This is a genomic window from Flintibacter sp. P01028 (assembly GCF_041925235.1).
Taxonomy (GTDB): domain Bacteria; phylum Bacillota; class Clostridia; order Oscillospirales; family Oscillospiraceae; genus Lawsonibacter; species Lawsonibacter aceti.
Genome location: NZ_JBHEVC010000008.1, coordinates 18,102 through 33,390 on the forward strand (window position 1 = coordinate 18,102; position 15,289 = coordinate 33,390).

19 protein-coding genes are annotated in these 15,289 nt (G+C 61.8%); 3 read left to right on the plus strand and 16 right to left on the minus strand.

Going from position 1 to position 15,289, the window contains the following annotated elements; translation table 11 throughout:
* Positions 1-35: 35 nt before the first annotated feature.
* Positions 36-848, plus strand: coding sequence for an MBL fold metallo-hydrolase (locus ACEVJK_RS12715; protein ID WP_262669981.1), 813 nt, complete (start codon positions 36-38; stop codon positions 846-848).
* Positions 842-1,324 (plus strand): 23S rRNA (pseudouridine(1915)-N(3))-methyltransferase RlmH, encoded by a 483-nt coding sequence (gene rlmH / locus ACEVJK_RS12720; RefSeq protein WP_262669980.1) that lies wholly within the window; start codon positions 842-844, stop codon positions 1,322-1,324. Before ACEVJK_RS12715 ends, rlmH begins: the two co-directional genes overlap by 7 nt.
* Positions 1,325-1,478: 154 nt before the next feature.
* Here the strand turns inward: rlmH and ACEVJK_RS12725 are convergent, their stop codons facing one another.
* The 6 genes from ACEVJK_RS12725 to recG form a co-directional block, all read right to left on the minus strand.
* Positions 1,479-3,320, minus strand: a complete 1,842-nt coding sequence (locus ACEVJK_RS12725; RefSeq protein ID WP_374740733.1) for a 5'-nucleotidase C-terminal domain-containing protein — start codon at positions 3,318-3,320, stop codon at positions 1,479-1,481.
* Between the two features lie 19 nt (positions 3,321-3,339).
* A complete protein-coding gene (locus ACEVJK_RS12730; RefSeq protein WP_374740734.1) occupies positions 3,340-4,218 on the minus strand; it encodes a 4Fe-4S cluster-binding domain-containing protein in 879 nt (292 codons plus the stop codon).
* A gap of 46 nt (positions 4,219-4,264) precedes the next feature.
* Positions 4,265-5,311 (minus strand): A/G-specific adenine glycosylase, encoded by a 1,047-nt coding sequence (mutY, locus tag ACEVJK_RS12735; protein ID WP_186852861.1) that lies wholly within the window; start codon positions 5,309-5,311, stop codon positions 4,265-4,267.
* A 297-nt stretch (positions 5,312-5,608) separates the two neighbouring features.
* Positions 5,609-5,998 (minus strand): C-GCAxxG-C-C family protein, encoded by a 390-nt coding sequence (locus ACEVJK_RS12740; protein ID WP_240286535.1) that lies wholly within the window; start codon positions 5,996-5,998, stop codon positions 5,609-5,611.
* 19 nt (positions 5,999-6,017) lie between these two features.
* Positions 6,018-6,470 (minus strand): GNAT family N-acetyltransferase, encoded by a 453-nt coding sequence (locus ACEVJK_RS12745; protein ID WP_186852863.1) that lies wholly within the window; start codon positions 6,468-6,470, stop codon positions 6,018-6,020.
* A gap of 10 nt (positions 6,471-6,480) precedes the next feature.
* Positions 6,481-8,577, minus strand: coding sequence for an ATP-dependent DNA helicase RecG (recG, locus tag ACEVJK_RS12750; RefSeq protein ID WP_374740735.1), 2,097 nt, complete (start codon positions 8,575-8,577; stop codon positions 6,481-6,483).
* 170 nt (positions 8,578-8,747) lie between these two features.
* Between recG and ACEVJK_RS12755 the strand changes: the two genes are divergently transcribed.
* The gene (locus tag ACEVJK_RS12755) at positions 8,748-9,686 is read left to right on the plus strand and encodes a D-2-hydroxyacid dehydrogenase (protein ID WP_374740736.1); all 939 of its coding nucleotides are present in this window, start codon (positions 8,748-8,750) and stop codon (positions 9,684-9,686) included.
* 42 nt (positions 9,687-9,728) lie between these two features.
* Here the strand turns inward: ACEVJK_RS12755 and ACEVJK_RS12760 are convergent, their stop codons facing one another.
* Genes ACEVJK_RS12760 through ACEVJK_RS12805 form a run of 10 tightly spaced genes read right to left on the minus strand, consistent with a single transcriptional unit; the run spans position 9,729 to position 15,271 of the window.
* Entirely contained in the window at positions 9,729-10,292 is a 564-nt protein-coding gene (locus tag ACEVJK_RS12760) for a DUF2313 domain-containing protein (RefSeq protein WP_147572355.1), read from the minus strand.
* A complete protein-coding gene (locus ACEVJK_RS12765) occupies positions 10,289-11,347 on the minus strand; it encodes a baseplate J/gp47 family protein (protein ID WP_374740737.1) in 1,059 nt (352 codons plus the stop codon). Before ACEVJK_RS12765 ends, ACEVJK_RS12760 begins: the two co-directional genes overlap by 4 nt.
* A complete protein-coding gene (locus ACEVJK_RS12770) occupies positions 11,341-11,715 on the minus strand; it encodes a hypothetical protein (protein WP_147572354.1) in 375 nt (124 codons plus the stop codon). Before ACEVJK_RS12770 ends, ACEVJK_RS12765 begins: the two co-directional genes overlap by 7 nt.
* A 10-nt stretch (positions 11,716-11,725) precedes the next feature.
* Positions 11,726-12,112, minus strand: a complete 387-nt coding sequence (locus ACEVJK_RS12775) for a hypothetical protein (protein WP_147572353.1) — start codon at positions 12,110-12,112, stop codon at positions 11,726-11,728.
* A gap of 11 nt (positions 12,113-12,123) precedes the next feature.
* Positions 12,124-13,074 carry a hypothetical protein gene (locus ACEVJK_RS12780; RefSeq protein WP_147572352.1) on the minus strand — a complete coding sequence of 317 codons (951 nt, stop codon included), beginning with the start codon at positions 13,072-13,074 and terminating at the stop codon, positions 12,124-12,126.
* Positions 13,071-13,643, minus strand: coding sequence for a LysM peptidoglycan-binding domain-containing protein (locus ACEVJK_RS12785; protein ID WP_240286545.1), 573 nt, complete (start codon positions 13,641-13,643; stop codon positions 13,071-13,073). The genes ACEVJK_RS12780 and ACEVJK_RS12785 overlap by 4 nt, the downstream gene beginning before the upstream one ends.
* 41 nt (positions 13,644-13,684) lie before the next feature.
* Complete coding sequence (locus ACEVJK_RS12790; RefSeq protein ID WP_374740738.1) at positions 13,685-14,251, minus strand: hypothetical protein; 567 nt, start codon at positions 14,249-14,251, stop codon at positions 13,685-13,687.
* Positions 14,248-14,502, minus strand: a complete 255-nt coding sequence (locus ACEVJK_RS12795) for an anaerobic ribonucleoside-triphosphate reductase (protein WP_240286547.1) — start codon at positions 14,500-14,502, stop codon at positions 14,248-14,250. The genes ACEVJK_RS12790 and ACEVJK_RS12795 overlap by 4 nt, the downstream gene beginning before the upstream one ends.
* Positions 14,496-14,879 (minus strand): hypothetical protein, encoded by a 384-nt coding sequence (locus tag ACEVJK_RS12800; RefSeq protein ID WP_374740739.1) that lies wholly within the window; start codon positions 14,877-14,879, stop codon positions 14,496-14,498. The genes ACEVJK_RS12795 and ACEVJK_RS12800 overlap by 7 nt, the downstream gene beginning before the upstream one ends.
* A gap of 2 nt (positions 14,880-14,881) precedes the next feature.
* Positions 14,882-15,271, minus strand: coding sequence for a hypothetical protein (locus tag ACEVJK_RS12805; protein ID WP_147572349.1), 390 nt, complete (start codon positions 15,269-15,271; stop codon positions 14,882-14,884).
* Between the last annotated feature and the right edge of the window lie 18 nt (positions 15,272-15,289).

Genomic DNA, 15,289 nt, shown 5'->3' on the forward strand with positions numbered 1-15,289 from the left:
ATTTCTAATTCCTGATTTTTTGAGAGGGATCTGATTTGCTTACATTTACAACACTGGCCAGCGGCTCCAGCGGCAACGCCGCCCTGGTATCCTGTGGAAATACCCATGTACTGCTGGACGCCGGGATATCGGCCAAGCGCATCACCGCCGGGCTAAAGTCATTGGGCATAGCGCCCGAAGCTCTGGCCGCCGTCCTGATCACCCATGAGCACCACGACCACATCAGCGGGCTCCAGGTGCTGACCAAGCGGTTCCGGCTCCCCGTTGTCGCCTCCGGCCCCACCGGACGGCAGCTTTGCTACCGTGTCCCATTCATGGACGACCTGATCCGACAGCAGGAGCCTGGAACCGGCATCCAGCTAGGGGATCTGTGGATAGAGTCCTTCCCCACGCCCCATGACGCGGCGGGCAGCGTAGGATACTCTATCACCGGCGGCGGCCATCGGGTGGTACTCTGCACCGACCTTGGCTATGTCACCGACCAGGTGAAACAGGCCGTCCGGGGCTGCGATCTGTTAGTGTGCGAGGCCAATCACGACGAGGACTGGGTCCGCTCAGGCCCGTATCCTTACCACTTGAAGGCCCGCATCCTGGGGGACCGGGGCCATCTGTCCAACGAGGCGGGGGCGGAACTGGCTGCTCTGGCCGTGGAGTCTGGCACCCGGCAGGTGGCGTTGGCCCACTTGTCCGCCGAGAATAACACTCCCTCCCGAGCCCGGCAGACGGTCTGCCGCCGCCTGTCCGCCATGGGCTGTGACCCGGAGCGGGACATCGCCCTGTGGGTGGCCCCCCGGAGCGAAATGGGGCCGGTGTGCCAGATGAACCGGGAGGAGGCTGTCCTGTGCTGAGTATATATCTAGTCTGTGTAGGCAGGCTGAAGGAGAGGTTCTACCAGGATGCCTGCGCTGAGTACTTAAAGCGGCTGTCCCCATACTGCAAGCTGACTTTATTGGAGCTGCCGGAGGAGCGACTGCCACAGACCCCATCCCAGGGGCAGATCGATGCCGCCTTGGAGAAGGAGGGACAGGCCATCCGCTCCAAGCTCCCCCCCAACACCAGCCTCGTCTGCCTGTGTGTGGAGGGCAGGCTTCGGTCCAGCGAGGAACTGGCCTCCCTGGTCCAAACCTGGGAGCACAACAGCGCCAAGCATCTGGCCTTTGTCATCGGAGGGTCCTTTGGGCTGGCGGAGAGCCTGAAGGCGGAGGCTTGGGTGCGCCTGTCCATGTCCCCCATGACCTTTCCCCACCATTTGGCACGGGTTATGGTGCTGGAGCAGCTCTACCGGGCCTTTAAAATCAATGAGGGTTCCAACTATCATAAATAAAAGAGAGGGAGGCGCTGCCGTTGGGCAGCGCCTCCCTCTTTCTTAATATTTGAATCGAATCTCTGAAGCCACTGTGCCGCTTCCCCCAGTGTCAAGCCGGAGGCCTTGTCCGCGGCCGTGGGACCGCCGATCAAATACCGGCGCTTCATGGCAGCTATGGCAGCCTGAGCTGCTGACCCACATAGATACGGTGGGGATTGGAGAGGATGTCCCGATTCCGGTCATAGATCTCCTGCCAGCGGCGGCCGTCCCCCAACTGCCGCGCGGCGATGCTCCACAGGCAGTCCCCTTTCTGCACCGTATAAGTCCGGTCCTGGGGCTGTGTTCCTGTCACTGGCTCTGGTTCCGACACATCGGACAAGATGGTAATGCGGTCCTGTCCGGCGGGGTCCTGATAGGCCGCGCCTACCAGCCCGTCCAGCTCCTCTGCCACATAGCTGATAAGGGCTTGGTTGTCCAGCATGGTACAGTCCTTCAGCAGTCGGTCGTCCTGGAACATGGAAAAGCCGTCTCCTCCAGACTTGATCATATAGTTGTGGGAGGCCACAGTATATACCTGGTCCAGCACCAGGGGCTGGCCGCCCACCTTTACGTCGGATACCCGGTAGGATCCCTCCACCCGCTGAAACATACCCTTGTCTGACAGAACCACCGAGGAGGGAGTGGAGGGATCCAGGGTATAGGTCAGGCCGGACACCTGAAGGAAGCCGCCGCTGCTTTCCGGATAGCGGCTGGCCCCCAGCTCCAGGGCATCCAGAATGTCCTGCCCGGTGGTCTCGACCAGGCACAGCTCGTTCCCATAGGGCTGGACGGAGATCAGCGACCCATAGGTGATATCGCCAGCCGTGACATTGGCCCGGATGCCGCCCCCGTTAGCAAAGCCTATATCGGCGCCCATCATCGTCCGGTAGGCGTCGGCCACCAGGTCCCCCAGATTGGTTTCCCGGACACGGACAGCCCAGTTCCACTGGTCAGCCTCGGTGGCCATCAGATCCGCGGCCGCAGTGCCGACCACCCGATTCAGCTGGACCTGGAACTGGCTGCTCAACTGGTCCAGATAGATCTGTGTCTCCTGGTCTGCCGGGACGCCCTCCCCCTCCAAGGGCAGAAGCTGGGTGGAGATCTCCCCAGTATCTGGGTCCAGGATCAGACAGCCCAGGCTGGCCAGCTTTGTTCCGGTCTGAGTCAGAGGGATAAGCTGGCCGTCCCTGTTGGCCGCCTGCTGCTGGTATACCTCGTGGGAGTGCCCGTCGATGACCGCGTCGATACCAGTGGTGCTGGCGATCAGGGCGGCGGAGGTCCACTCCTCAGTAATACCCTCTATGCCCAAGTGGGCCAGCAGGATCACATAGTCCGCTCCGCCGGCGGTCCGCAGGGAATCCACGGTCTGCTGGATATCCTCATAGAGCGCCAGGCCGCCGTCCCCTTCTGAAAATGTGTAGACATAGTTTCCCTCTCCGTCCTGAAAGTGGGTGGGATCGGATTTGGTCAGGGTCTCCGGTGTGGTGACTCCAACGAAGGCGATGCTTGTATCCCCACATCTGGCCATATAAGCTCCGGGCAGCACAGTGGTCCATCCGGCGTACGCATCTCTTCCCTTCCAATTTTCCGACAGGTAGAGATACTCCGCCTGATTTTGCGCCAGGTCCAGAAACACGTCCATGCCATAGTCAAACTCATGGTTGCCTGGGATGGCCAGATCATAGCCCACGAAGTTCATCATGTCCACTACACTAGCCCCCTGGGTCAGTGTGGCGATGGGGCCGCCCTGAATGGCATCGCCAGCATCCACCAGAAACACCCGGTCGGCGCCGTACTCCGCCTCAAGCCGCTTCTTATAGCCGGCCACCGCGGGGTAGTGGTCCAGGCTGGCATGGACATCGTTGGTATGGAGGATTACAATGGGTCCCTCCTTGTCAGGCCCAGCCGCCAGGGAAGGGACGACCAGCCCCAGCAGCAGAACGGCAAGCAGACAAAACCGGCACAGCTTCTTCATAGGATGCTCCTTTCTCTTATCATATCCCCGTCAGGTCAAAGGGCGGGGTGTATTCTTCCTTAGCCGAGGTTCGCTCCTGGGTAAAGCCCGCCAGACCTAGATTTTCCATATATTCCAGAGCTGCCCGCATCTCGCTGGTCCGTAGCCGACGGCTGATCTCTGGATAGCGTTCCAGATCCCCCCAGGGAGTATACTGGCTCATCAACGAGAAAAGCACCGTCCCCGGCGCAAATTCCGCAGATATCCAGTCCATAACCGCCTTGGCTTCGCCCACCTGACCGGGCAGGATGAGGTGGCGGATAATCGTCCCACTTTTCAGCAGGCCATCCCCGTCAAATTGACAGGGACCCGTCTGCCTTACCATTTCCCGGAGGGCAGCGACAGCTGCTTCGGGATAGTCCGGCGCCCCGGAATACCGGGCGGCCACTCCGCTGTCCAAATATTTCAAATCGGGCAGGTAGATGTTTACCAACCCCTCTAGGGAACGGAGTGTATCCACCTGGTCATACCCTCCGGAGTTCCAAACCACGGGAATGGGCGGCCGCCAGTTTTCCAGCAGCTCCCGCAGCGTATGGGCGTAGTGGGTGGGGTTGACAAAGTTCAAATTGTGTGCCCCCTGGTCCGCCAACTCCTGACAGATGTCCCGCAGGCGGGCCATCGTCACCGGCTTTCCGAAATCTTGATGGCTGATTTTCTCATTTTGGCAGAACACACAGCCCAGGGAGCAGCCGGAGAAAAAGATGGTCCCCGATCCTCTGGTGCCGGAGATCGGGGGCTCCTCCCAGTGGTGGAGAGCCGCCCGAGCCAAAACCGGCAGAGCAGGCATCCGACACAGTCCGTCTCCCCGTGTGTCTGTACGGAGCGCCCCGCAGCTCCGGGGGCATTGGGTGCAGAGCATAGAACGCCTTCTTTCTCAAAATCAAGGGTTGAGCTTCCGCCCAAATTCAAAACCGGCCCAACTGGTCAGCCACGACCTGGGCAAAGCTTTGAAACGCATTGGGGATGGCGTAGATATCCCGCAGTTCCCGCCGGTCGGCCCAAACCCAGCCTTCCGGCAGATCGGCGCTGCCCAGCTCCCCACCCATGGCGGTCATATGCCACTCGATGTGGGTAAAGATGTGCTTTCCAGCGCCCAGCCGCTCCAACGGCACCGTATCCAGGCCCCAGGAGGCTGGCCAGTCCGTGCCGTCCGCCAGCTCGTTGGGATATTCCCACAATCCGGCCAACAGTCCTCTTGGCCCTCGGCGGCGAAGGGCCACCCGGCCCTGGCAGAACAGGAGATAGACAGTCCGTACCTCCACCTTCCGTGCCTTCTTTGCGGCTTTGACGGGCAGCTCCCCTGTCCTCCCCTCCTGAAAAGCACGACAGAAGGGGGCGGCGGGGCACCGCTCGCACAGTGGCGCGCCGTTGGGCAGACAGACCGTGGCCCCCAGCTCCATCATGGCCTGGTTAAAATCTCCCGGTGCCTCCAGAGGAATGATTTGGGCCAGCGCCTGTGTCACCTTCCTCTTCATGGCGGGCGTGGTAATGTCGCTGCTATCTCCACAAACGCGGGCTGCCACCCGCAGTACGTTGCCGTCCACCGCGGGTACAGGCAGGTGAAAGGCAATGGATGAGATGGCTCCTGCCGTATAATCCCCAACTCCGGACAGGGCCCGGATTTCCTCATAAGTATTTGGGAATACCCCGCCATGAGTCTCCATGATCTGGCGGGCGGCCTTTTGTAAATTTCTGGCCCGGCTATAATAGCCCAGTCCCTGCCACAGCTTCATCAGCTGATCCTCCGGCATGGCGGCCAGGTCGGCCACAGCAGGGGCGGCCTCCAAAAAACGGCGATAGTAGTCCAATACCGCGGCCACCCTGGTCTGCTGGAGCATAATCTCTGAGATCCAGACCCCGTAGGGGGTGGGATCACTTCGCCAGGGCAGGACCCTGGCGTTTTCCCGGTACCACACCAGCAGCGGGATAACAAGCTGTTCCAATTCCTTCAAAGCAGACCTCCTGGCGCAAGATTTCTCCCCCTGATTATACTCCGGTTTTTGGATGCGGGCAACGGGAGAAATTATAACCTTTTCGTAATGTTGAGTATAACGGATTTGGGGATGGCAATTTCCAGGGCCCAGTGGTAAATTAATTGCAGGACAAGGGTTAAAAATTTAACGATATTCGGTGGCCGCTCTTCCGAATGTCGGGAAAGTCCTTTCGTCCTAACATTCCTTTTTCATCCATCCTTCCAGATCAAACCACAGAGGGACGCCTGTATGGGCGTCCCTCTGTGGTTTGATCGTTCATTTCTGGGCAGTCAATTGGTCCAGAGCGGCAGCGGTCTCCAGGACCAGGTCGTTGCAGAAGTCCTTGCGGTCCTGGCTGTCTGGATCAGAAAATCCGCTGATCAGCACACCGCAGGCGGTGTCCCCGCGGCGCTTCTGAAATTGTTGGATAAACGCTGCGGCCTCCTCCTCGCTAAATCCCATGGCACCCAGCACCAGCAGGGCGCCGGATAGGGCCCCGCAGGTGCCGCCGTGGCGCATTCCCTTCCCAAGGTGGGCCCCCAGGGCATAGGCCTGCTCCTCAGTCATGCCCAGCTCCTTACAGAAGGGAACCAGGATAGACTGACCGCAGTTGTAGTGGGGCTCCACAATGGCCCGCACCTCTTTCACTCGCTCTATGTGGCTCATTTCTATCTCCCTTTCTCTTTTATTTGATCTTATCCAGTACCATCTGGTCATACCGCAGATACTGGTATCCGCTCTTCTCATATAACCGGATAGCCCCCTGGTTGATCTGGGTCACCTCCAGGCGGAAACGCCGGGCAGCGGGGTATTCCCGCTCCAGCCAGGCCATAATCTCCCTGCCTAACCCCTGTCCCCGGAAGGGGGCGGCTAAAAATATCTCCTCGATAAAAACGCACCTGCCCCCCACCTCGGCGGAGTAGCACTGGGTCACATAAATATATCCTGCCGGCTCCTGGCCCTGGTACACCAGGATTCCCCGGAGCAGGGGTTCGCTGGGGTCCACAGCGGCCTGGAAGGACCGCTCCAGGATCTCCCGTTCCACGGGGTGATCCACCGCGTCCGATTGATAGAAGGTCTCCACCATGGGCAGGACCAGGTCCCGGTCCTGTATGGTCATGTTACGAAAAGTCAGCATAGTATCTCTCCTAGTTGAAAATATCAGGGGTAGCGGCAAAGAGCTGCCGCACCCGCTCCAGCACAGGCCGGTCCTCCGGAGCAGACAGCTCCGGGTCCTCCTCCAGCAGCTGCTTCGCCGCCTCCTGGGCCAGATTCAGCAGCCTCATATCCCCAGCCAGGTCAGCAATCTTCATCTGGGGCAGGCCATGCTGCCGGTTGCCGAAGAAGTCGCCCGGCCCCCTGGCCTTCAGGTCTTCCTCCGCGATCTTAAACCCATCTGTGGTGGAGGCCAGCGTCCGCAGCCGGGCCATGGACTCCGGATTACGGGTAGCGGTGATGAGGACGCAGTAGGACTGGTGCCTGCCGCGGCCCACCCGGCCCCGCAGCTGGTGGAGCTGACTGAGGCCGAAGCGGTCAGCATTCTCCACAATGATGAGAGAGGCGTTGGGCACGTCCACCCCCACCTCGACTACGGTGGTGGATACCAGCACCTGGGTATCTCCTCGGTGGAAGGCGGCCATCACGGCCTCCTTTTCCCGGGACTTCATCCTGCCGTGAAGGAAGTCCACCTTCAGATTGGGGAACACCTGCTCCTGGAGCTGGACAGCGTAGGTCTTTACCGCCTTCAGGTCCATGGGCGGCGAGGCTCCCTCACGGGCGGCGAGGGCCAGCTCCTCTTCAGATCGCTCCTCTACCGCCGGACAGATGATATAGACCTGCCGGCCTTCCTGGACTTGCTTGCGGACAAATCCATACATCCGCTGGCGCTTATCCTCACGAACCACAAAGGTCTCCACCGGAGTCCGTCCTGGCGGCAACTGGTCAATAACAGATATGTCCAGATCCCCATATACGATCAGAGCGAGGGTACGGGGAATGGGTGTGGCGGACATGACCAGCACATGGGGGGGCCTGTCCCCTTTGGCTGCCAGCGCAGCTCTCTGAGCGACGCCGAACCGATGCTGCTCGTCAGCCACCATCAGCGCCAGGTCCCGAAACTCCACCCCGTCCGAGATCAGGGCGTGGGTACCCACCACAAAGTCGATGTCACCAGAAGCCAGTGCTGTCCGGACCCGTTTTTTCTCCGCCGCCCCCATGGAGCCGGTGAGCAGAGCCACTTGGACTCCGGCCGGGGAGAGCAGGCTGGACAGGGATTTGGCGTGCTGCTCGGCCAGTACCTCTGTGGGGGCCATCAGGGCGGCCTGGTGACCATTTTTCACTGTCAGCCAGGCCGCATAGGCGGCCACCACTGTCTTCCCGGAGCCCACATCCCCCTGGACCAGCCGGTTCATAGGGCGGCCTGCGGCCATGTCGTCGGCCATTTCTTCCATCACCCGGCGCTGGGCCTGGGTGAGTTCAAAGGGGAGCAGGGCCCGAAACTCCTCCAAAGGGCGGGGCAGGATGGAGCAGCCGGAACAGTCCCCCTCCCGTCGCCCCTTCAGGAAAGACAGCCCCACGGAGAAATAAAACAGTTCCTCAAAGGTGAGCCGTTTCCGGGCCAGCTCCAGGGCCTCCTCGTCAGCGGGGAAATGGATATTCTGGACAGCAAATTGGGTGGAGGCCAGCCCCTGCTCCTGGCGGATGCGCTGGGGCAGGGTATCCGCCAGGCCGTCGGCGCACGGGAGGACCTGCCGTATCAGGGAGGCCATCAGGTGATTGGAGATCCCCGCAGTCAGCCGGTAGATGGGCATGATGCGGCCGGTAAAGGACTGGCTGTCCGCCCGCTCGAAGATGGGATTGACCATGGCGCGGCGGCGGCCCTGCTCCTCGACAGTGCCGAAGAAGATATATTCTTCCCCGGCCCGGAGGGCTTTCTCTACATATCCCTGGTTAAAGAAGGTGAGATGAAGGGCTCCGGTGTGGTCCACCACCTTCAGCTGGACCAGCTCCAGCCCCTGGCGGATGCGGGCCTTCCGCGGGTGCTCCGCCGCCATGGCGGCCACACATACCCGCTGTCCCACAGGGGCCTCCCGCAGAGCATATATCTTCCTCCGATCCTCATAGTCCCTGGGATAGTAGGTCAACAGGTCGGCGGCCTGGGCCAGCCCCAGCTTGGCCAGCTTTTTCGCCCGCGCCTCTCCCACGCCGGCTAACTGGGTAATGGGTGTATCCGGACCGACGGCCATCTCTGTCCCCCCTTTTCCGGAATATTCTAACAAATTATTTTATCATAGAACACGATGGGAGTAAAGGCGAAGAATGTCTTTTGTCCCGTCTTGCGGCGGGGGACAGAGTGTGGTATGATGAATGTAATTCTTCTAAAATCGTTTTATCTTCCCTCTAAGGAGAGAATACTATGTCTGAATATATCCTAAACCTCCTTCCGGTTACAGAGGCAGAAAAGGCGGAGTTTGAGGCCATCGCACCAGATGCCGTTCATGTCTATGCTGGCCGAAGGACGCTCACCTCGGAGCAGATTGCCCAGGCTACCGTTATCCTGGGCTGGCCCAGGCCCAAGGACATAAAGGGGGCGGCCCGCCTCAAATGGTTCCAGACCATGTGGGCCGGCACCGACGAGTACGAGGGGGAGGGCATCCTGCCCTCCGGAGTCATCTTCACCTCCTCCAGCGGCTCCAACCGCCAGTCGGTGGCCGAGCATATCCTTTCCTTCACCCTGGCCCTCTGCCGCCGCCTGCCCACCTACCGGGACGCCCAGAGGGACCACCGCTGGGAGGACCACGGGGCTATGAAGACCATCTTTGGCGCCAACGTCCTGGTGGTAGGGGCTGGAAACATCGGCGCTACCTACGCCGCGATGTGCCGGGGGCTGGGGGCTCATACCATCGGCTTGAAGCGTACAGTGAACGGCCCCATTGCCGGATTTGATGAGGTATTTTCCATCGACCACTTGGACGACCTGCTGCCCCAGGCGGACGTGGTGGTGCTGGTCCTGCCCCACAGCGCTCAGACTGTCGGGCTTATGGATGAGGGCCGCCTGTCCCTGATGAAGGAGGACGCTATTCTCATCAGCAGCGGGCGGGGCTCTGTGCTGGACCAGGAGGCCCTGGCTCGGACCATGAAGGGAGGCAGGCTATGGGGTGCTGCCCTGGACGTGACCGAGCCCGAACCCCTTCCCACCGACAGCCCACTGTGGGATATTCCTAATCTAATCATCACCCCCCATGTGGCCGGAGGGATGCGTCTGGAGTTGACCCGCCGCGTTTGTATCCAGATGGCCCAGGATAACCTACGGCGCTATCTGGCGGGAGAACCGCTGAAAAACCGAGTCCGATGAATATAGAAAAGGGGCCCAACTCCCAGGAGTTGGGCCCCTTTTCTATATTACACAAGTCTCCAGACCAGACCAGGTCAGGTCCCGGTCCTCGATATCCCGCCAACAGGAGAACTTATCCTCCAACTCCGCCCAGGTTAAATACCAGAAGTGGTACTGAATATCTAGGTGAGGGGGAAGGATGTCCTCAATGATCCGCTTCAGCTCCCCGAAGCCAGGGGGCTCTCCCGCCACTCCGGGGAAGGACACCGCCACCGCGGCGGCCCCCAGCTCCTCCACTTTGGCGGGGATGCCGCAGCCCAGGATGGTGTCGTTGATCGCCTCGAGGGTAAAGCTGTCCCCGCCGATGCGCAGCAGTGCAGCCAAGGCATCTGCCAACGGGCGGGGCTGGGTGGCTACTGGCCGCCGGAGAAACAGCCGGGCCACCTGTTCCAGTCCCCAGCTCTCTGCCGTGGTCAGGCTGCTCTCCCGCTGGATCTCCTCCAGGGCGGCCATAGCCCTGTCCAGAGCCTCCCCCTGGGCATCCAGCTCACCGCCGTTGAAGGGTGCCTCTAGGTCATAGATCCCCAGGGGACGCAGCAGATCTCGGAGGTATTGGCTGTGGCTCATGGCATCTCCTCCACAGTTAGAGCATCCAGAACGGGCAGCACATCCTGCTCCACCTCCACGTCAGCGGTGGGGGAGAGGATGGCGTAGTTTGCCACGCCATCACAGCCGTAGATCAGGCTGCCCAACTGGGCCAGCAATACATCATGCCCCAGGCGCTGTCCGGTAAACCAGCCCCGGACCGCATCTTCTACTTCCTCCAACACCTGCTCCGCCCGGTATTCGGAGTGGGGCGCCACCTGGACGGCCACCTGGACAGCCTGTGTCTGGGGCGCCCGCACCTGGACCTCCACAGCAATCTCTCGGCGGCGCTGAAAATACTTGGCCAGTTCATCCAACAGGTCCCGGTCTGGAAGCCCCTGGTGGGTGGCCACCACCACATCCAGCGTCCCTGTTCCCCTGGGCTTGGGTACTACCACTGCCGCCGCCACCGGGTCAAAGGACAGGGCCCCCTGCTGATAAAAGGCGGCGTTGGCCCCGTTGGGCAGCCGCTGGAAGGTATCCAGCACCCGCTGACGCAGCTGCTCATCCCCCTCCCGGTCCACTCCCCCTTGGCAGGGCGACGGGTTGGAGCAGGCGGATATTCCAGCGGGCGCTACCGCCATGGACAGGATGGTTCCTGCTGCCACATTCCCAGAAATGCCGGGGACCAGAGCCTGGACCGGGACATCCACGTGGGCCTGTCCAGCGGCTAGCAGACCATCCTCGATCGTTTCAAAGCGGATCAGGCCGGCTGTCATACAGACCGTCCCCACTGGAATGGGCCGGTCCGTATTCTCTGAAATTTCGCCAGAAAAACGGACTACGCCCCGCGCCGCCACCGGCTCCTTCCGCTCCAGCCCCCGGAGCTGGGCGTGGCGGTCCAGATACTCCCCCTCCGCCGTCTGGGGAAAAGCCTGCCGTGCCACCCAGCCAGCCTGGACATAAAGGGAAAAGACCTGAGCGGCGCAGGCATACAGGCGGGCGGACAAATCACACCCCTCTGCCGGGGCCACCCCTGTCTTCTCTCCATAGGCGGAAAGCATCTCCTGATAGATCTCCTCCACAGTCTTCACCATGTCACCTCCACCGCTTCACGGGGGGACAGCTCCAGGTCCAGGGAGAGCGGCTGACCCTGCCATTCCAATTGTACCCGAAGCTCCGCTCTGTCTCCTGTCTGTGCCAGGGCTACGTCTTTGACCTTCAATTCCCGCTCTCCTTCTAAGGCCTGGGCCACATACCGGGCAGCCAAGGACTGCCGGACCGATGGCTTCTCCCGCGGCACCTGGTAGAGCCGGCTGCCCAGCTCAGGCAGAAAGGGCAGCCCGCCCCGCCGGGCGGTGAGCCTGTACAACGCCCGGGCCAGTACCTCCTCGCTGCCGGTGAGGGTGGTCAGTCCTCCCGCCCCGTCGGGCACATAGTCCCCCTCAATCAGCTTTCGTTCCATATCTTCCTCCTCACCCCAGCATCTCGGCCACAATTTTTTGGATATATGCCTCCAGAGTCTGGCCGTTGAGATAGACCGTCCCCTCCAGCTCCACTCTGCCCTGGTCCAGCCCAAGGGCGCTGCCTGGGCCGAACAGACGGATCGGTCCCGCCTCCTCAACATTCTCCTGGATCTTTCCCAGGATATAGGGGCTCTCCCGTTCCACGCCCGCCTTGAGTACCAGCACCTTGTCCCCGGCGCCGGGCTGCCAGGAATAGCCGCCTGGGGCGCAGACCGGCAGCCACCGCCGCTCTCCCCCTAACTCCACGGCGGCAGGATCTCCTCCCAGCGTGACTACGCCTACCTCTGCCGCCGGCTCCTGGCTCTGGGGCAGGCGGCCTCGCTCCGATGTCCACATATTCCATCACCTCAGACCACAAAATCCGGGAGCGCCAGTTCCAGCCTGGTCCATGCGCCCTCCATACCCATCCCTGTGGCAGACTGGAGTACCCGGTATCGCCCGTTCCAGTCCCACTTGCTCCGCCGGATGGAGACCAGGTCTCCAGGCCAGGCGCAGAAGGGCTGGGCGATGGTCAGTTCCACCCGCTCCTGTTCCGAGGCGGACCGGTCCAGCTGAAACTGGCCGTTGTACCGCATCGTTTTATAGTTGCTCCGGCCTGGCATAGTCAGCACTCTCCGAGCACTGCCTCCCTGGGACAGAAAATCCCCGTTATCCACCCGCTGTACCGCCCCGGACCACCGGTCCCGGACCAGCACTCGGGATAGAACCCCATACCGCCGGTCCCGGCGGACCAGAGTGGTTACCGGAGTTCCATCCTCTACGAGCCGCTCCTGGCTGTCCTGCCAGCCAGACAGGACCAGACGGCCCAGGCGGTCAAACCGGGGACATACGCCGCCGTAATAGCGGGCGAAATCATAGACCACCGACCACTCACTGCTTCCTGTGGCCACGGAGAAGCGGGTTACAGCGGGCAGCGCCGCCCCTGGAGCGGTCTGGATGCCGTAGGGCGTCACATGGTCCCGGAGGATGTCCGCCAGGGTGGCGGTGCCGTAGTCCTGCCCAATGGCCTCGTTGTCCAGCAGCAGGGCCGCCAGCCCCCGGCCGCTGATCTCCAGCTGGCAGCCTCCCTGGTCCAGCGTGACCTGGCACTCGTCCACCACTCCGTTGAACATATCTTTTCCCTGGTACCGGGCGGAAAAGCGGACCCAGTCTCCAGGGGCGGTCTCTCCCCCCATCTCCCAAGGACAGCGAAAAGTAAAGCTGTCACAGGGCACCCCGGCAGTATACTCCAGCTCCCACTGAGTGGGATAGGGCAGCAGCCACTCCCTGCCCCGCCAGTCTGTCACATAGCCTCTCACCGCACTCGAACCTCCTCGCCCACCCGGATAAGATTCGGGTTTTTGATCTGGGGATTGAGGGCTACCAGCTCGTCCAGGGACAGGCCGTACTGTCCCGCCAGCGCCCACAGGGTGTCCCCCGACACCACCCGGTGGTAGACGGCGGACGGCTCCCACTCCTGGGCGGTCTGGCCGCCCGCTCCGCCCTGGTTCTGCCGGACCGCCAGGCCGGTGTACCAACTGTCGTCCTCCCAAAAGGTGAAGGAATAGCGCACAAAGTCAGGCCGGGGCTCTTGTTCCAGCCGCAAAGACACGAAATAGGCGTTGGCCGCCTGCCACAGCGGGTGGATCAGCAGTCCCGGACCGCCGTTGTAGAACATATTGGCCAACTGCCCAAACTGGCTGTATGCGTCCGGGCCCACAAATTCCCCCTCCCCCTCCATGATCCGGTTGGTCCGCCCCAGGTCCTGGAGGCGGAACAGGCCGAAGGGTGTCTTGTGAACGGCCATCTTTCTCTCATAGTCGATGGAGTACACCCTGGGGTTGTGGGGCCAGGTGTAGCTCTTGTAACGCATGGGTGACAGGTCCATTCTGCATACCTCCTTCTGTGGCGGCGGGCCTGACTGCCCGCTCAATAGAGGAAAAAGCCCCCGTCATAGCGGCGGCTGTCCCGGCGAAAGGCCTGGTCCATCTGCCGAATGGACGGCCCGGAGGAACTCTCCGCCTCTCTCGCCCAGTCCGGCTCCGGTCTTCGGCTGTCTGGGCCCATTCCCAGCCCGCCAACTTGGGAAAATGGCCTGTGGAGCGGGATAGGCCCAGCTTCTAGGCCTCCTCCGGACCGGCGCATACCGGAAGCCTCCTGGGCGGTTCTGATTTCATTCAGGGCCGCCGCTGCCCGTTCCCGCTCCAGGAGGACGGAGAGCAGCGGGAGGGCGTCCTCCCCATCCTCCCTTCCCCCTCTGATGAGCGGGGCCTCCGCCCCGGTGGAAGAACCTGGGGCGTCCTCCCGGTCCGGCTCCCGCCGATCCGCCGGGGAAACGAAACTGCCCTGTATACAAAGATCCGTGGCAGGGAGGGAGGTGCCCCCATCCGCCTCCGCCGTCCGGCCGTCCGGGACCGGGATCCACAGGACCATCGCCTCCAGCGCTTGGAGCAGCGCCTCCCCCTGGCCGGGCCCTTCTTCCAAATAGTCGGTCATGGCTTCCCAGCTCCCTGTTCAAATTTCTCCATGTCAAAGGAGATGTTTACGCTCCCCTCCGCCCAGCTGGAGGCCGGCCGGCCGCACACAGGGCAGCGCTCCTCCGCTCCCCGGCTCCTGCACTCTGGGCAAAAACGCTCCAGCTCATCCTCCCGGTCCAGCAGAGTATGGACTAGGCACCAGAGATAGTCCCTTCCCTTCATCTCCCTGGCCCGCTCCTCGGTGGGCAGGGCGTGAAATTCCTTCAGCACCCGCCATCGGAGTCGTTCAGCGGGGGCCCCGCGAAGTTTTTTTTTAGTTCCTCCAACTCCGTTTGGCTCACATCCAGTCCAGGATCGGATCGGCGGCGCAGCTGGGCCCACCGGGCGGCCAGCGCCCCAATTTCCTCCACCGTCAGTCCGGCCAACACGCTCTGCCCATCTGGAAAGACGGGGGTGTGGTTCTCTGTCCGCTCCAGGGCCCTGGCCAGCAGGCAGGCGTTGGAGCACAGGGCCCGCTCCCGGTCCTCACAGGCCAGCTCCCCGGCCTCCCGTCTGGCCTGGAGCACCTCCAGAGCGGACAATAGCCGCAAATCCATCCCGTTATCTAGGTGGACGCAGTCCTGCCGTGCCAAAATAGAACTGTCCACCCCTATACCCCCGTTTCGATGCGCCGGGAGGCTACCAGGGTTACCTTCTCCAACACCATGGAGCCTAGAGTGGCGCTCTCCTGAATGGCGCTCCACTGGCAGTCGGAGTAGATGATTTTTTTATCCGGCTTACAGATCACCAGGGAGAAACCGGACAGCTTGTAAAAGTCAATGCCGTCCCGGACGGCCTCATCCGTGGCGTACAGCCGAGTCAGCTCCACCACGTGGGTGGCTTGTCCGGGGACGGTGGCCACCGGCTCCGATTCCCCAAAGGCCTCCACGGCGGTGCTGGATTTGGTAGCCCGTGCGGTGTAGCTCTGGACTACCGCGACCCGGGTGCCATCCACTTCCAGATAGATGTCACTGCTGGTGGGAAAGCCAGCGATACTCATATCAATACCCCCTTCTCG

Coding starts and splice junctions, on each gene's coding strand:
- ACEVJK_RS12725 (WP_374740733.1), bottom strand. CDS start 3,320: ATGAAGAAGCTGTGCCGGTTTTGTCTGCTTGCCGTTCTGCTGCTGGGG.
- ACEVJK_RS12730 (WP_374740734.1), bottom strand. CDS start 4,218: ATGCTCTGCACCCAATGCCCCCGGAGCTGCGGGGCGCTCCGTACAGAC.
- ACEVJK_RS12740 (WP_240286535.1), bottom strand. CDS start 5,998: ATGAGCCACATAGAGCGAGTGAAAGAGGTGCGGGCCATTGTGGAGCCC.
- ACEVJK_RS12745 (WP_186852863.1), bottom strand. CDS start 6,470: ATGCTGACTTTTCGTAACATGACCATACAGGACCGGGACCTGGTCCTG.
- recG (WP_374740735.1), bottom strand. CDS start 8,577: ATGGCCGTCGGTCCGGATACACCCATTACCCAGTTAGCCGGCGTGGGA.
- ACEVJK_RS12755 (WP_374740736.1), top strand. CDS start 8,748: ATGTCTGAATATATCCTAAACCTCCTTCCGGTTACAGAGGCAGAAAAG.
- ACEVJK_RS12760 (WP_147572355.1), bottom strand. CDS start 10,292: ATGAGCCACAGCCAATACCTCCGAGATCTGCTGCGTCCCCTGGGGATC.
- ACEVJK_RS12765 (WP_374740737.1), bottom strand. CDS start 11,347: ATGGTGAAGACTGTGGAGGAGATCTATCAGGAGATGCTTTCCGCCTAT.
- ACEVJK_RS12770 (WP_147572354.1), bottom strand. CDS start 11,715: ATGGAACGAAAGCTGATTGAGGGGGACTATGTGCCCGACGGGGCGGGA.
- ACEVJK_RS12775 (WP_147572353.1), bottom strand. CDS start 12,112: ATGTGGACATCGGAGCGAGGCCGCCTGCCCCAGAGCCAGGAGCCGGCG.
- ACEVJK_RS12785 (WP_240286545.1), bottom strand. CDS start 13,643: ATGGACCTGTCACCCATGCGTTACAAGAGCTACACCTGGCCCCACAAC.
- ACEVJK_RS12790 (WP_374740738.1), bottom strand. CDS start 14,251: ATGACCGACTATTTGGAAGAAGGGCCCGGCCAGGGGGAGGCGCTGCTC.
- ACEVJK_RS12805 (WP_147572349.1), bottom strand. CDS start 15,271: ATGAGTATCGCTGGCTTTCCCACCAGCAGTGACATCTATCTGGAAGTG.